The 14,261-nt window shown below is 66.8% G+C and carries 13 protein-coding genes and 1 pseudogene; 9 read left to right on the forward strand and 5 right to left on the reverse strand.

What is annotated here, in order from left to right; translation table 11 throughout:
- The first annotated feature begins 6 nt into the window (after window positions 1-6).
- Together F1640_RS19375 and F1640_RS19380 are read left to right on the forward strand one after the other, a co-directional pair.
- Window positions 7-927 carry a DMT family transporter gene (locus F1640_RS19375; RefSeq protein ID WP_255530411.1) on the forward strand — a complete coding sequence of 307 codons (921 nt, stop codon included), beginning with the start codon at window positions 7-9 and terminating at the stop codon, window positions 925-927.
- On the forward strand, window positions 924-1,202 hold the full coding sequence (locus F1640_RS19380) for an HNH endonuclease (protein WP_194920822.1): 279 nt from the start codon (window positions 924-926) through the stop codon (window positions 1,200-1,202). The genes F1640_RS19375 and F1640_RS19380 overlap by 4 nt, the downstream gene beginning before the upstream one ends.
- Here F1640_RS19380 and F1640_RS19385 read toward each other — a convergent pair.
- Genes F1640_RS19385 through F1640_RS19405 form a run of 5 tightly spaced genes read right to left on the reverse strand, consistent with a single transcriptional unit; the run spans window position 1,199 to window position 6,531 of the window.
- Window positions 1,199-2,041 (reverse strand): HAD-IIA family hydrolase, encoded by an 843-nt coding sequence (locus F1640_RS19385; protein ID WP_194920823.1) that lies wholly within the window; start codon window positions 2,039-2,041, stop codon window positions 1,199-1,201. The two genes, F1640_RS19380 and F1640_RS19385, sit on opposite strands and share 4 nt — an antisense overlap.
- Entirely contained in the window at window positions 2,038-3,510 is a 1,473-nt protein-coding gene (locus tag F1640_RS19390) for a biotin carboxyl carrier protein (protein ID WP_194920826.1), read from the reverse strand. Before F1640_RS19390 ends, F1640_RS19385 begins: the two co-directional genes overlap by 4 nt.
- The gene (locus F1640_RS19395) at window positions 3,507-4,853 is read right to left on the reverse strand and encodes an acetyl/propionyl/methylcrotonyl-CoA carboxylase subunit alpha (RefSeq protein ID WP_124807417.1); all 1,347 of its coding nucleotides are present in this window, start codon (window positions 4,851-4,853) and stop codon (window positions 3,507-3,509) included. Before F1640_RS19395 ends, F1640_RS19390 begins: the two co-directional genes overlap by 4 nt.
- Window positions 4,850-5,305: a biotin/lipoyl-containing protein gene (locus F1640_RS19400; protein WP_194920828.1), complete on the reverse strand. Its 456-nt coding sequence runs from the start codon at window positions 5,303-5,305 to the stop codon at window positions 4,850-4,852. Before F1640_RS19400 ends, F1640_RS19395 begins: the two co-directional genes overlap by 4 nt.
- Entirely contained in the window at window positions 5,302-6,531 is a 1,230-nt protein-coding gene (locus F1640_RS19405) for a Tm-1-like ATP-binding domain-containing protein (protein ID WP_255530412.1), read from the reverse strand. Before F1640_RS19405 ends, F1640_RS19400 begins: the two co-directional genes overlap by 4 nt.
- A 100-nt stretch (window positions 6,532-6,631) precedes the next feature.
- Here F1640_RS19405 and F1640_RS19410 point away from each other — a divergent pair, with 100 nt between their 5' ends.
- The 7 genes and pseudogenes from F1640_RS19410 (at window position 6,632) to F1640_RS19435 (ending at window position 14,222) form a co-directional block, all read left to right on the forward strand.
- Window positions 6,632-7,435: a helix-turn-helix domain-containing protein gene (locus tag F1640_RS19410; RefSeq protein WP_223806401.1), complete on the forward strand. Its 804-nt coding sequence runs from the start codon at window positions 6,632-6,634 to the stop codon at window positions 7,433-7,435.
- 86 nt (window positions 7,436-7,521) lie between these two features.
- Complete coding sequence (locus tag F1640_RS19415) at window positions 7,522-8,535, forward strand: NAD(P)-dependent alcohol dehydrogenase (protein WP_194920830.1); 1,014 nt, start codon at window positions 7,522-7,524, stop codon at window positions 8,533-8,535.
- 116 nt (window positions 8,536-8,651) lie between these two features.
- The gene (locus F1640_RS19420; RefSeq protein WP_125955486.1) at window positions 8,652-9,194 is read left to right on the forward strand and encodes a VOC family protein; all 543 of its coding nucleotides are present in this window, start codon (window positions 8,652-8,654) and stop codon (window positions 9,192-9,194) included.
- 128 nt (window positions 9,195-9,322) lie between these two features.
- Window positions 9,323-10,600: an MFS transporter gene (locus F1640_RS19425; protein ID WP_194920831.1), complete on the forward strand. Its 1,278-nt coding sequence runs from the start codon at window positions 9,323-9,325 to the stop codon at window positions 10,598-10,600.
- A gap of 286 nt (window positions 10,601-10,886) precedes the next feature.
- Window positions 10,887-11,117 (forward strand): annotated as a pseudogene (locus F1640_RS25435) (hypothetical protein); the annotation flags it as partial.
- A gap of 180 nt (window positions 11,118-11,297) precedes the next feature.
- Window positions 11,298-11,546: a helix-turn-helix domain-containing protein gene (locus F1640_RS25440; protein WP_255530615.1), complete on the forward strand. Its 249-nt coding sequence runs from the start codon at window positions 11,298-11,300 to the stop codon at window positions 11,544-11,546.
- Between the two features lie 150 nt (window positions 11,547-11,696).
- On the forward strand, window positions 11,697-14,222 hold the full coding sequence (locus F1640_RS19435; protein ID WP_194920834.1) for a TonB-dependent receptor: 2,526 nt from the start codon (window positions 11,697-11,699) through the stop codon (window positions 14,220-14,222).
- Window positions 14,223-14,261 lie beyond the last annotated feature (39 nt).

Consider the following 14,261-nt stretch of genomic DNA (forward strand, 5'->3'; position numbering starts at 1 on the left):
CCGGGAATGCTGTGGGGGAATAATTTGCAGGGGCGGGAAAGATCTGGGCTGGTTTTCGCGCTCGCCGGGTTCGCGCTGCTTTCGGTCGGGGATGCGGTCGTCAAGTCGATGGCCGGGCTGTGGCCGGGGCTGGCGATCGCGGCGCTGCGTTATGTCGCGGGCGTGATCGGACTGGGCGTGGTGCTGGCGCTGCGCGAAGGGCGGGCCGGGTTCCGCATGGCGCGGCCCGGCTGGCAAATGCTGCGGGGCGGGGGCGTGGCGATATCGGCCATGGCGTTCTTCACCGCGCTGTTCCTGATGCCGATCGCCACCGCCACCGCGATCACCTTCACCAGCCCGATGATTACCGGGCTGCTTGCCGCGCTGATCCTGCGCGAGCCGATGCGGCGCGCGACGTGGATCGCCAGCGCCTTCGCTTTCGCCGGCGTGCTGATCGTGCTGCGGCCCAATCTTGCCACACTGGGCGCGGTGGCGTTCCTGCCGCTGCTTTCCGCCATCGGCATGGCGCTGCTGATGATCGGCAACCGTGCGGTGGCGGGCCATGCCAGCGCGCTGGCGATGCAGTTCAGCGTGGCGTTCTTCGGCACGCTGATCCTGGTACCCGCCGCGATCATCGGGCATTTCAGCGGCTTGCCGATGCTGCATATCGGCGTGCCGGAATGGAGCGTGGCAGCGCGGTCGGTGCTGATCGCCTGCAGCGCGAGCCTTGCCCACACGCTGGTCTACATGGCGACCACCCGCGCCGGCGCGGCGACGATCGCGCCGATGACCTATGTGCAGTTGCTGATGGCTGGCTTCTTCGGCTGGCTGCTGTTTCGCGAGCGCCCCGATGCCACCGCGCTGTTCGGCGCCGCGGTGATCGTCGCGGCGGGGCTGTACCTGTGGAACGCCGGGCGGGCCGACGCGCCTGCCAGACCGGGCCGGTGAGCGACGCGGCGGCCTGCTGCTGGTTGTGCGAACGGCCGCTGGGACGACGGATCGAATGGCATCACCCGTTACCGAAAAGCCGGGGCGGGCGCGAGACCGTGGCCGTCCATCCGATCTGCCACCGCACGCTGCACGCCCAGTTCGGCAACGGGGAACTCGCGCGCATTGGCCATGATGCCGACACGCTGCGGGCCCATCCGGTGATCGCGAAATTCGTAGCATGGGTTTCGGGCAAGCCGCCCGATTTCCACGCTCCCACGGCAAAACGGCGTTAGAGGATATCCAGCAGCGGCTTCAGGCTATCCAGCAACACGGCGGGCCGGTCGCGCTCGGGCAAGTCGTCGCTTTTCGCCATGATCCCCGTGGCCATGCCGACCGAGAGCGCCCCTACGGCATTGGCCATGCGCATTTCCAGCGCCGGATCATCGCCCACCACCACCATATGCTTCGCCGCGCTTCGCGGCAGGCCCATCAGCAACCGCGCGGTATCGAACGCCACGCGCGAAGGCTTGCCCAGGATGCGCGGGCGCTTGCCGGTCATCGCGGTCAGCATCGCGTTGATCGGATAGCTGGCGCCGATGGCGCGGCCGTTGGCCGTCGCAAAGAACGGCACGTTGCTGGCGGTCAGCAGCCTCGCACCCTTCCACAGCGAATCGCAGGCGGCTTCCAGCGCCGCAAAATCGAACTCGCGGAACCAGCCGGTATAGACCGCTTCCACCCCCTCGGCCGCCTCGTCCGGCCCCACCACAGCGAGCCCTGCGTCGTCGAGCGGCGCGCGGCAACCGGCATTGCCCAGCACGCGAACCTTCCCAACGCCGGAGCGCTTCAGCCAGTCCGCCGTGGACGAGGAGGGAGTAAGCATCTGCCTGTCCTCCACCGGAAATCCCGCCTTGCGCAGCGAGGCGGCATAGGCGGCGGGCGGCTTGGCCGTGCCGTTGGTGAAGACGACATAGGGCGTGCCCCGCGCCTTCAGCCCTTCCAGAACGGCAATCGCATGGGGCAGGGCCTTGTGCCCGCCACTGGCGGCATCGCCCAGCGCGATCGTGCCGTCCATGTCGAACACGTAGCCGGCGGCATCGCGCAGGCGGGCGGATACGTCCTTCGACACAGTCATGCGGCGGCTCCGGCATGGAGGGCGAGGCGGAAGCCCGGCCGTTCGATCACGATGTCGCGCGCCTGTGGTTGCGCGGCGAGCTTGCGCAGCAGGGCGAGCATCGGCGCGGCCTGGGGCGTATACCCCGGGCGGGAACGCCCCGCCGCCTGCATGGCATCGACCTGTTCGGGCGGCATCACCGCGCGCAGCAGGAACTCCTCGTCGGACAGATGCACGCCGAACTGGCGGCGCAAGTCGGCGAGCGCGGGGAAGGTGGGCTCGTGCTCCAGTTCGCGCGCGCGGGGCCGGTCCATGATCGCCGCCAGGACTTGCGGATCGATGGGGGATGTCGGTTTGCCGAACTTGCCCAGGCAATAGCGCACCACCTGATCGGATACCTGCGCATAACGGCGGTCGCCGATCACGTTGAACAGCGCCTGGCTCATGACCATCTGCGGGAAGGGCGTGACCATGATCGGATAGCCCAGCTCCGCGCGCACCTGCTCGGTTTCCGCGATCACCGCGCCCAGCCGGTCGGACAGGCCCAGTTCGTCGAGCTGGCGCGCGGTGGTGGTCATTACCCCGCCGGCGATCTGGTGGCGCAGGAAGCTGGCATCGAAGTTCTGCGGCTGACCCGGGGGGAGGCCTTCTGCAGCGGCAAGGCGCGTCCAGTATTGCGTGAGCCTGCCGAGCGCGGCCTTGTCGATGGCCACCGCGTGCCCCGCTTCCTCCAGGTTTGCCAGCATCCGGTTGGCTTCGGGCAGCGAAGACCCATCGCCCCCCGGCCCGATGCCGACGTGGATCGCGGAGACGCCGAGCTTCGCCGCTTCCAGGCTCGAGAGCATCCCCTGTCCGATCGTGGTATGGGCATGGATTTCCAGCGGACGGTTGCCGATCGCGGCCTTCACCGCCGGTACCAGCGTGCGCGCGCGGTCCACCGAGAGCAGGCCGGACGGGTCCTTGATATAGAACAGGTCGATATCGGCGCTCTGGCCCACGGCGCGCGCGAAATCGGCGTAGAACGCATCGGTGTGAATGTTCGAGAGCGTGAAGGTCAGCGCGCACATGACCTCGGCTTCACCTTCCTGCTTCACCAGCCGGGCGGCCTCGATCACGGCCGGCACCTCGTGCATCGGATCGAGCAGCACGAAGCGACCGATGCCGTCACGCTGGAGCTGGCGATAGACCAGCCGCATGAACTCCGGGTCGGCTTGCTGCCAGGCGATGAAGCGCAGGCCGGTGGTAATGAACTGCAAGGGCGTGGTGGGCATCGCCGCGTGCATCCGGCGGATACGCTCCCACGGGTTGTCGCGGAAATAGCGCACGGCCACGGCCATGTGGCTGGACGAGGTGAAATCGATCGCGCGGAAACCGCAGGCTTCGGTCAGCGCGGCGGCGGCAAGCATCTGCGCGGTATCGAGGCCGGTGGCCCCCCACAGGCTCTGGTTGCCATCGCGCATGGTGACGTCGACGAGACGCAGTTCGGTCATTGTCCCGGCCCTCCGGAAAGCCCCACAAGAAATCCCGTGTCGACGCCGCCTGCCGCAAAGCGGGGATCGGCCACGATGCGGCGGTGCAGCGATGCGGTGGTGGGCAGCCCGTCGATCGCCAGTGTGGACAAGGCATCGGCCAGACGGTCCACCGCTTCTGCCCTGGTGGCGCCATGAACAATCAGCTTGCCCATCAGCGAATCGTAGAACGGCGGGATTTCCCCTCCGTCGGCGATGTGCGTGTCCACGCGGATGCCCGGTCCCGCGGGCCAGGCCGCCCGCATGGCGCGGCCGGGGGATGGGCGGAAATCGGCATCCGGGTCCTCGGCGTTGATGCGCACCTCGATGGCGTGGCCTTCGGGGCGCACCATCGCCTGCGTCAGCCCCAGCGGCTTGCCGGCGGCGACGAGCAACTGCTGCTCCACCAGATCGATGCCGGTGATCGCTTCGGTCACCGGATGCTCGACCTGGATACGCGCGTTGAGTTCGAGGAAGTAGAACGAGAAATCGTCGGCATCGACAAGGAATTCGGCCGTGCCCGCGCCCCGGTATCGCAGATGACGGGCAAGGCGGACCGCCGCGTCCTCGATCGCCGCGCGCGCGGCTTCGGGCATGGCCGGGGCAGGAGCTTCCTCCACCAGCTTCTGAAACCGCCGCTGGATCGAGCAATCGCGCGTGCCGAGGTGGAGCGCGGTTTGCCCGTCGCCCAGCAGTTGCACTTCGACATGGCGGCCGCGCGCGACGAAGCGCTCGACATAGACCGCCGGATTGCCGAACGCCGCTTGCGCCTCGGCGCGGGCCATCGCCAGCGCGCTGTCGAGGTCTTCGGCGCGGTCCACCCGGCGCATGCCCTTGCCGCCACCGCCGGAAACGGCCTTCAGCAGCAGGGGAAAGCCGGTTTCCGCGACACGGGCCTGCACGGCCTCGGCGGTTTCCGCTTCGCCGCCGGGCAGGACGGGCAGGCCGGCTTCCAGCGCCAGCCGGCGCGCGGCGAGCTTGTCGCCCATGCCCTCCAGCGTGGCGATGTCCGGCCCGACGAAGCGCATGCCCGCCTCGGCCACGGCCCGCGCGAACGCGGCGTTCTCCGACAGGAAGCCGTATCCGGGATGGACCGCATCGCACCCCGCATCGCGCGCGGCGGATACCACCCGATCAATCACGAGATAGCTTTGTGACGAAGGCGCCGGCCCGATTACGACCGCCTCGTCGGCAAGGCGGGCGGGCAGCGAAGAAGCGTCGGCTTCGGACACGCCCAGCACCGTGGCGATGCCCATGCGGCGCGCGGTGCGGATCACGCGCAGCGCGATCTCGCCGCGATTGGCGATGAACAGCTTGCGGATCATGCCAGCCGCACGAGCGCCTGGCCCTTGGCGACCATCGTCGCGTTGGGCACGATCACTTCGGCGACGACGCCGCTGCGGCCGGCATGAACCGGGTTCATCAGCTTCATCGTCTCGACAATGCCGACCACGGTTTCGGCATTCACGTTGTCGCCCGGTTGGACGAACGGCGGCGCGCCCGGTTGCGGCGCGTGGTAGAACGTGCCGGGCAGCGGCGCGAGAACGGCGTCCGGGTCGCTTTCGGCGCCGACGGTTTCACCGGTGCCGGCCTCACCGGCGCCCGTCGCGCCGGCCCATTGCCATTCCTGGGTGAAGCCGGATTGCGCGCCATCGCCGCGCGCCACGCGCAGACGGAAGCGGTTGGTCGCGATATCGACTTCGCGATAGCCGGAGCTTTCGAGGATGGCGACGATCTCGGCGACGTCCTCGGCGGTAAGGGGCAGGTCTTCGGTCATTTGGCTTCCAGAAGTTCGCGCGCGGCGGCGATGATGGCGTCGGCAAACGCTTCGTCGTTGAAATGCGCGTCGATGACGGTGACGGGCGCGCTGGCCGGCATCACCTGTTGCAGATATTCGGCGAACGGCGCGGGCACCGTGGTGTCCATCAGGTGTCCGCTGGTGCTGTCGTGGCTGGAGAAGCCGCCCAGCGGGGTGAACACGCGCACTGGTCCCTTCGCCTCGCGCACGTTGGCGGCAAGATGATCCGCCACCTTGCGCAAATCCTCCAGCTTGGTCCGGACGGCGGTGAGTTGCGGGTTGTGCTCGTGATAGCGCCGGTCGGGGAACTGCACGCGCGAAACGTCGATCGGGCCGCCGATGATGAAATCGGCGTTGCCCGGCGCGATGATCGTGGGAATGCCCTTGCGCAGGGCGGGGCGGCCGCGATCGGGGCCGGTATCGGCAAGGCCGCCGAACAGGTGGTCAATGATCTCGGTGACCGAAAGGTCGAGCACCAGCGCCACGTCCTTGTCCTGCGCCAGCGCATCGAGCGTGGGGCCGCCCGCGCCCGAGGAATGGAACACCATGACTTCGCAGCCATCGGCTTCCAGCGCCTGGCGGATGCGGCGCGTGCCCGCTTCGGTGGTGCCCAGCGTGGTCATCAGCACCAGCGGGCGCTCCGGCCCCTTGTCGCGGTCATAGCCCTTGGCCATGCCGGCCACGGCGAAGGCGGCGTTGCGGAACACGTCGCGGCTGATCGTGTTGATGCCGGCGATATCGGTCACCGCGTTCATCATCGCGATGTCCTTCACGCCCATGTAAGGCTTGGTGAAGCCCGAGGCCATCGTCGAGACGATCAGCTTGGGCAGGCCATAGGGAAAGCTCTGCATCAGGGCGCCGGCCAGCGCCGACCCCATCGAACCGCCGATGGCGAGAATGCCCGAGATCGGGTCCTTCGCATCCCAGGCATGAGCGGCGGCGACCGCGCCGCGTATCATCGCGTCCTGGCAATGCCCTTCGTGGCCCAGTCCGCGCACCGCCTCGATCGTGGTGCCGGCGGCGGCGGCCACATCTTCGGGTGAAATCTCCGCACCGCCCAGGGTGCGCCGTACGCTGGGGTCGAGATGGACCACGCGCGCACCTGCTTCTTCCAGCGCCGCCCGCGCGAAGCGGGCTTCCTCTTCCTTGGTATCCTGCGTGATAATCAGCAGGACGCTTGGCTTGTTGTCCATCTTGCCGTCCATTGTGGCCCCCTGGGGCGTGTCTCCCGCCTTAAAGCTGCGACAGCGCGATTGACTTTGCACGATGGTTTGGCGACTTTGCGTTGCATAAGGTGAAACGGGGATGATGCTGGAACGGAAGGTCAAGACCGTCCGCGCGCTTGAACGCGGGCTGGACGTGCTGCTCGAAGTGCAGGCGCGCAAAGCGGCCAGCCTGCACGAATTGCACCAGGCGCTTGGCTTGCCCAAGGCCACCTTGCTGCGCATGCTGATGACGCTGGGCCGCAAGGGACTGATCTGGCAGCGCCTTGCCGATGGCGCCTATCTGCCGCACGCCTATGCCTCGACGGCGGCCCCGGTCGCTTCGGCGGAGCGCATCGCCGAAGTCGCCTCGCAGCACATGAAGGCGCTCAGCACGCGGATCGCCTGGCCTTCGGTCCTGGCCGTGCCGCGGCTCGATCACATGGAAATCATCGAGACCAACGGGCCGCTGTTCCGACTCGATTCGGCGGTGCTGGGGCCGGTGGGGGTAAAGCTGTCCTATATCCACACCGCGACGGGCCGGGCCTATCTGGCGGCGTGCGGCGAGGCCGAGCGCGAGGCGATCATCGCGCGGCTTAGACCGAAGGAAACGAGCGAGGGAACCGAGGAAGACTTGCGCCAGATCCTGCAGCAGACGCGCCAACGCGGCCACGCCTCGCGCGAGCCGCTGCATCCGTGGCCCGACCGGTCGCGGCAACTGGTGCTGCGCGATGGCCGCCGGTCCATGGCCGTGCCGATCATCGTCGAAGGCACGCCTGTCGCGGCGATCAACGTGACGTGGCCCGCACGGCGGGGAGCGGAAGAGGTGGTAATCGCACGCAATCTCGAAGCGTTGCGCCGGACCGCGCGGATCATCGGGCTCGAGATCGAAGGGAAGGACAAATAAGTTTCGTACAGTGAAATCCGTTTGCGTTGCTGATTAATTACGCCAGCCGCTTCGGCGAGACTGCTTGGCGGGAGAGGAAAGGCACGATGCGGCAGTGGGTGATCGAAAAGGGTTCTTCTTCGCTTGACGGGCTGAAGCTCGTCGAGGCGGAAAAGCCCGTGCCTGGGCCGGGTGAAGTGCTGGTCCGGGTCAGGGCCTGTTCGCTGAACTATCGCGACCAGATCATTCCACTGGGACTGTACATGGGCGGAGCGGTCGATCGCGACACGGTTCCCCTGTCCGATGGCGCGGGCGAGATCGAGGCGGTGGGTGCCGGCGTGACAAGCGTTCGCGTCGGCGATCGCGTGGCCGGCACGTTTTTCCAGAACTGGGCCGATGGCCCGCCCAATCCGCAGGCGGGCCCGGCGCTTGGCGCTCCGCCGGCAACGGGCATGTTGCAGGACTATGTGGTCCTGCCCGAACGGGGCGTGGTGCCGCTGGCGCAAAGCCTGGGCTTCGAGGAGGCGGCCTGCCTGCCCTGCGCCGGTGTGACCGCGTGGAACGCACTGATGGAAGGGCCGCGTCCGGTGCAGGCCGGTGAAAGCGTGCTGGTGTTGGGCACCGGCGGCGTATCGCTGCTGGCGCTCCAGATCGCCAAGGCAGCCGGCGCGCGCGTGATCGCCACCTCGTCCTCCGACGAGAAGCTGGATCGGGTCCGCGCGCTGGGTGCGACCGAAGGGATCAATTACCGCGCGGTGCCCGCGTGGGGCGCGGAAGCCGCGCGGCTGGCGGGTGGCGGTGTCAATCACGTCGTCGAGGTCGGTGGCGCGGGCACGCTGGCGCAGAGCATACAGGCAGTGGGTTTCGCGGGCGAGATAGCGCTGATCGGCGTGCTGACGCGCGAAGGCGATACCAGTCCGCACGGGCTGATGTTCAAGGGCGCCACGCTGCGCGGAATTTTCGTGGGATCGCGCGGCATGGCGCAACGGCTCAACGCCTTTGTCGACAAGCACGCGATCAAGCCGGTGATCGACCGGACGTTCCCGATCGAACAGGCGCGCGATGCCTGGAACTATCAGGGATCGGCCAGCCTGTTCGGCAAGGTCGTGATTACGCTCTGAACGGGCGCTGACGCTGCGGACCATCGCCGGGAAAGACGGTGGCCGCGACAGGGACGAGGGACGGGTGTTCCGCCGGTGATCCGGTGGAATCGCCCGTGCATGAAGGAAGCATGGGCATGACGAAACTAGGGTTCGGACAGCCATTCGGCGGGATCATGCAGACGGCGTTCGTCGTCGCGGACATCCGCGCGTCGATCGATCATTTCATACGCGATTGCGGGGCTGGCCCGTTCTTCCTGCTCGACCATTTTCTGGCGCCGGACCAGTTCTACCGGGGCGAGCCCTCGCGCGCCGATGTCACCATAGCGATGGGCTTTGCCGGGCATATGCAGATCGAGCTGATCCAGCCGCTCGACGATCATCCCTCGGTCTATCGCGAGACGATCGAGGAGCGGGGCTATGGCTTCCATCATTTTGGTATCGCCTGCGCCGATGTGGACGCGGAGCTGCCGGGATACCTCGAACGCGCCTATCGCCTGGCCTTCCGTGCCGCCGTGCCCACCGGGGGCGCTGTCGCCTATCTGGAAGGCGGAGACGCGGCCGCGCCGGGGTTTCTCGAACTGATCCCGGCAACGCCGGGCATGGACGAGCATTTCACGCGGTTCTGGAAAGCCTCTTTGGACTGGGACGGCGCCGATCCGGTGCGCCCGTTCCTCTGAGGATGCCGGGCATGAACTTGCGCGCTGATCCTGATGGTCTGCGCGCCAATGCAAGAGAGGAGAGGGCACGCGGCCTAACAGGAAAGGGAAATTGGCGTGATTGCCGGATAAGAGAACGGGAGAACAGCATGCGCGACGGCCAGATGAACGATGCCGGGAAGGCGGCCGCTGGAACGGTGGCTGGAGGGGGATACCAGGTCTGGGTCACCGCGCTGCTCAGCCTGAATTTCGGCATCCTGTTTTTCGACCGCAACGCGCTCAACTTCCTGATGCCGTTCGTGCAGCCAGACCTGCACCTGTCGAACACGCAGGTCGGCATGTTCAGCTCGGCGCTCTCGCTCACCTGGGCGCTTTCGGGCCTCGCGGTCGGCCGCATTTCCGACCGGCTCGGCTCGCGAAAGCCGGTGGTCGTGGTCGCGACGCTGGCGTTCTGCCTGTGCTCGTTCGTTTCGGGCATGGCGTCCTCGTTCATGATGCTGCTGGGTGCGCGCCTGCTGATGGGCGCGGCCGAAGGCGGGGTGATGCCCGTCAGCCATTCGATGATCGTCAGCGAAGTGGCGCCCGAACGGCGCGGGCTGGCGATGGGCGTGGCGCAGAACCTTGGTTCCAACCTGCTGGGATCGGGCCTCGCGCCGATCCTGCTCGTCCCCGTGGCGATGGCGGTGGGCTGGCGCGGCGGGTTCTATCTCGCCGCCGCGCCCGGCCTGATCACCGCCGCGCTGATCTGGTTCACGCTGCGCGAACCGCCGGCGCCCGCGGACGATGGCGATCATCCCCGCGTCACGCTGCGCGAGGCTTTCGCGCACCGCAACGTGGTGCTCTGCGCAGTAATCTCGGTGCTGCTGGTCTCCTACCTTGTCGTGTGCTGGGCGTTCATGCCGCTGTTCCTGACCAAGCATCGCGGGTTCGCGCCCGAGACGATGAGCTGGCTGATGGCCACGCTGGGCATTTCCGCCGGGATCGGCAGCTTCGTGGTGCCGGCGATTTCCGATGCCATCGGCCGCCGTCCGGTGATGATCTTCTTCGCCTTCCTGGGCGTGATCCTGCCTTTGGGTGGACTGTATTACACCGGATCGCCCTGGGTCCTGGCCGCGATCTTCTTCTTCGGGTGGGGGCTGAACGGCCTGTTCCCGATGTTCATGGCGACGATCCCTTCGGAATCGGTCGACCCGCGCCTTACCGCCACGCTGACCGGCGTGGTCATGGGCACGGGCGAGGTTCTGGGCGGCGTGCTGAGCCCTTTCCTGGCCGGCACGCTGGCCGACGGGTGGGGCCTTTCGGCGCCGCTGTGGCTGATGCTTGTCCTGACCATCCTTGCGGGCCTGTGCGCGCTGGGGCTGGTCGAATCCGCGCCGCGCATCGTCGCGCGGCGCAGCGGCGCCGTCGGTGCGGCGGCTTTGACCTGAACGGAGGGGGCGATGGGGGCAATCGAGAAGTTCGCGACAACGGGCATCGCACCCACGCAGCGGTTGCGGTATTGGAACGATCTTGTCGACCGGATCTACACGGGCACATTCGTCAACACCCCCGGCGAGGAGTTCCGGGAGGAGATGTGGAGCTGGAACGTCGGCGACCTCGCCATGATCCGCCCGCGTTCGACCCAGTCCTTCGTCGGCCGGCGCGGTACCGACAGCGCCGAGGAGCGGGTGATCCTGCACCTGCAATGCCGGGGCAAGAGCCGCCACATGCAGGACGGGGGGGAAAAGTCTTCTCCAGCCCGGCGACTTCGTACTGGGGTCGGCACACCGCCCCTATTCGATCGAACTGACCGGGCACGAATTGCTGGTGGTGGAATTTCCCCGCGCGCCGCTGGTCGAGCGCTTTCCGGGGCTAGACGATCTGATGCGGCAAAGGTTGCATGGTGGCACCCCCGGGGGACGCGTGTTCCACGATTTCCTGCTGTCGCTGTGGCAGCTTGGCGATCAGAGCCAGCAGGACCCGGAATGGGAACGCGGCGTCACCTCGGTGTTCTATGATCTGTTCGCTCTCGCGATGCGGGGGGCTAAGCGGCCAGCCGAGGATCGCGCCAACGATCACGTCCTGCGGGAGCGCGTGCTGTCGGTCGTGGAAGCCAGCCTGGGCGACCCGGCGCTGCGCACGGTGATGCTGGCGCAAGTCTGCAACACTTCGGTCCGCACGATCCAGAACCTGTTCGCGGGGATGGGCACCACGCCCACCGCCTACATTCTCGAACGCCGTCTGCGCCGCGCCGCGGACCGGCTGGTCTCCACGCCGGATGCCAGCATTACCGACATCGCCTTCGAGCTGGGGTTCAACGACAGCGCCTATTTCGCGCGCTGCTTCCGCCAGCACTTCGGCGTCGCGCCGCGCGATTGGAGGGCAGCGCGCTGAGACGTGCGTGAAGGATTTGCGTTTCCGTCCTGATCGCCCTGCGCACCAGTGCAAGCAGGCGAAAGAGGGAGGGGTTACAGAACACTGCCAACAGTGTCCGCGTTTTGCGCGGTAGCACCAGATAACGGACTTTTGGGAGAGGAGAAGAGCATGAAACTCGCACCGGTTTCACTTGCCGTGCTCGCCACGGCGCTGGCCACACCGGCCATGGCTGCGGACGAACAGGAATCCAGCGGCGGCATCGAGCAGATCGTCGTGACCGCGCAGAAGCGCGCGGAAAACGTGCAGGACGTGCCGATCGCGATCAGCGCGTTCACGGCGGGCGCCTTGCAGGAGCGCGCGGTGACCAGCGTCGCCTCACTATCGAACATCGCCCCGAACGTGACGCTCGATGCGGGCACGCCGTTCTCGGGGTCGAGCCAGGTCCTGGCCGCCTATATCCGTGGCATCGGCGCCAACGACTTTGCGTTCAACATCGATCCGGGCGTGGGCATCTATCTCGACGGCGTCTATCTCGCCCGCTCGGTCGGCGCGAACCAGGACTTGCCCGATGTTGACCGTGTCGAAGTGCTGAAAGGTCCGCAGGGCACGCTGTTCGGCCGCAACACGATCGGTGGCGCGATTTCCATCGTCACGCACGATCCGGGCGATCAGTTCCGCTTCGTGGGCAGCGTCACCACCGGCAGCTATAGCCTGATCAACGTCAAGGGCACGGTGGATGTGCCGATCGCCGAAGGCCTTGCCTCCTCGCTGAGCTTCGCGGTCAACCGCCGCGGCGGCTACCTGCACCGCATGCCCTATCCGGGTGCGTCGTCGTATGCGTTTGATCCGATTACGTCGCTTAAAGCCGCCGGCTACAACAACAGCGGCTACGGCACCGAGGGTGGCGACAATACCTACAACCTGCGCGGCAAGATCAAGTACACCAACGGGGCCTTCCGCGCGACAGTGACCGGCGATTACAGCAACACGGATACCTCACAGATCGCCAACCGCGTGATCACCACGTTCCCGGCGGTGTTCGCCGGCACCTACAACTGCGCCATCGCGGGCAACCCGACGGTGACGGTGGGCGGCGCGACCGGCCCGTGCGATTCCTTCATCGGCGGCCCGCCCTCGATCGCCTACACCGCGCGGCGCGGTGGCCTGAACAGCCTGTTCGACCTGCCGGCGCTGTTCGGCGTCAACACCGATGCCAATCCGGACAACAACCGCCTGCCCTATGACAACCGGTTCGTCACCAACAACATCGACACCAGCTACGCCAACGGCAACAACTTCAACAAGCTGAAGCAGGGCGGCGCGGCGGTGACGCTGGAGTACGACCTGTCTGACAACGCCACGCTGAAGTCGATCACCGCCTATCGCGAGCTGCACTGGAAGGTCGGCATGGACCTCGACAGTTCGCCGCTCAACTTCCTGCACACCAGCTTCTCGATGAACCAGAAGCAGTTCAGCCAGGAATTGCAGCTGACCGGCACGGCGATGGACAAGAAGCTGAAGTACGTGCTGGGCGGGTACTACTTCAAGGAATCGGGCGACCTGCACGATTACGTGACGTTCGCCGAGGGCCTGCTGCAGGTGGACGGGCCGAACAACCTGGCGACCCGCAACTACGCCTTCTACGGCCAGTTGGACTACATGCTGACCGAACAGCTATCGATCACGCTGGGCGGCCGCTACACGCACGAGAACAAGGACTTCGAAGGCTTCCAGTCGGACGCCAACGGGCTGAACTACAAGCTGGCACAGGCGTTCGGCGACCCGAACTGCGCTTCGCTCAACCCGATCAGCAACCAGTGCCGCATCGACAACAACTTCCCCAATCCCGGGCAGCCGCTGCGCTATTACGTGGCCGGCGTGCAGCACAAGACGTTCAGCAACTTCTCGCCCAAGGTCGGCATCCAGTACCATGCCACCGACGACGTGATGCTCTACGGTTCGTGGTCGCGGGGCTACAAGACCGGCGGCTGGACGACGCGCCTGTCGAACCCGCTGCCCTATGCGCCGGGCTTCGGGCCGGAAAAGGCCGAAACCTGGGAAATCGGCGTGAAGTCGGAATTGCTTGACCGCCAACTCCAGATCAACGCCGCCGCCTTCCTGACCAACTACAAGGGCATCCAGCTCAACTTCCAGCAGGGCGTTTCGCCGACCATCCAGAACGCCGGCGATGCGCGCATCAAGGGCTTTGAAATCGAGATGACGGCGGCGCCAGGTGGCGGGTTCACGCTGACGGGATCGGTCGGTTATACCGATGCCTACTACACCAGCGTCCTGGCCGGCGCGCAGGTGGCGCCTTCGGCGCTGCAGGCGGGCGTGATCCCGGGCGCCACGCTGCCCAAGACGCCCAAGTGGAAGGTCAACATCAGCCCGCGCTACGAAGCGGACCTCGGTGATCACGGCAAGCTCGTGTTCCTGGGCGACGTGACCTACACCAGCGCGGTCAAGAACGACACCGAAGGCACCTATCTGCTGATGCGGCCCGGCAACGCGCTGGTCAACGCCAGCGCCACTTACAAGGCGCCTTCGGGCAATTGGGACCTGACCGTCGGTGGCACCAACCTGACCAGCAAGCGCCTGCTCATCACTGGCCAGGCCCAGCTTGCCGGCGGGCAGATCTACGGCACCTACAACCGCCCGGCCGAATGGTACGCCCGGCTTGGCGTGAAGTTCTGACGTTCTGACACTTGCGCGGGCGGCGGGATGCCTGCCGCT

Source organism: Novosphingobium sp. NBM11 (assembly GCF_015390225.1).
Taxonomy (GTDB): Bacteria; Pseudomonadota; Alphaproteobacteria; order Sphingomonadales; family Sphingomonadaceae; genus Novosphingobium.

Excerpts from the sequence above, each read along its gene's own strand:
- F1640_RS19375 (WP_255530411.1), top strand. The coding sequence starts at position 7 with ATGCTGTGGGGGAATAATTTGCAGGGGCGGGAAAGATCTGGGCTGGTT.
- F1640_RS19385 (WP_194920823.1), bottom strand. The coding sequence starts at position 2,041 with ATGACTGTGTCGAAGGACGTATCCGCCCGCCTGCGCGATGCCGCCGGC.
- F1640_RS19390 (WP_194920826.1), bottom strand. The coding sequence starts at position 3,510 with ATGACCGAACTGCGTCTCGTCGACGTCACCATGCGCGATGGCAACCAG.
- F1640_RS19395 (WP_124807417.1), bottom strand. The coding sequence starts at position 4,853 with ATGATCCGCAAGCTGTTCATCGCCAATCGCGGCGAGATCGCGCTGCGC.
- F1640_RS19400 (WP_194920828.1), bottom strand. The coding sequence starts at position 5,305 with ATGACCGAAGACCTGCCCCTTACCGCCGAGGACGTCGCCGAGATCGTC.
- F1640_RS19405 (WP_255530412.1), bottom strand. The coding sequence starts at position 6,531 with ATGGACGGCAAGATGGACAACAAGCCAAGCGTCCTGCTGATTATCACG.
- F1640_RS19410 (WP_223806401.1), top strand. The coding sequence starts at position 6,632 with ATGATGCTGGAACGGAAGGTCAAGACCGTCCGCGCGCTTGAACGCGGG.
- F1640_RS19415 (WP_194920830.1), top strand. The coding sequence starts at position 7,522 with ATGCGGCAGTGGGTGATCGAAAAGGGTTCTTCTTCGCTTGACGGGCTG.
- F1640_RS19420 (WP_125955486.1), top strand. The coding sequence starts at position 8,652 with ATGACGAAACTAGGGTTCGGACAGCCATTCGGCGGGATCATGCAGACG.
- F1640_RS19425 (WP_194920831.1), top strand. The coding sequence starts at position 9,323 with ATGCGCGACGGCCAGATGAACGATGCCGGGAAGGCGGCCGCTGGAACG.
- F1640_RS25440 (WP_255530615.1), top strand. The coding sequence starts at position 11,298 with ATGCTGGCGCAAGTCTGCAACACTTCGGTCCGCACGATCCAGAACCTG.
- F1640_RS19435 (WP_194920834.1), top strand. The coding sequence starts at position 11,697 with ATGAAACTCGCACCGGTTTCACTTGCCGTGCTCGCCACGGCGCTGGCC.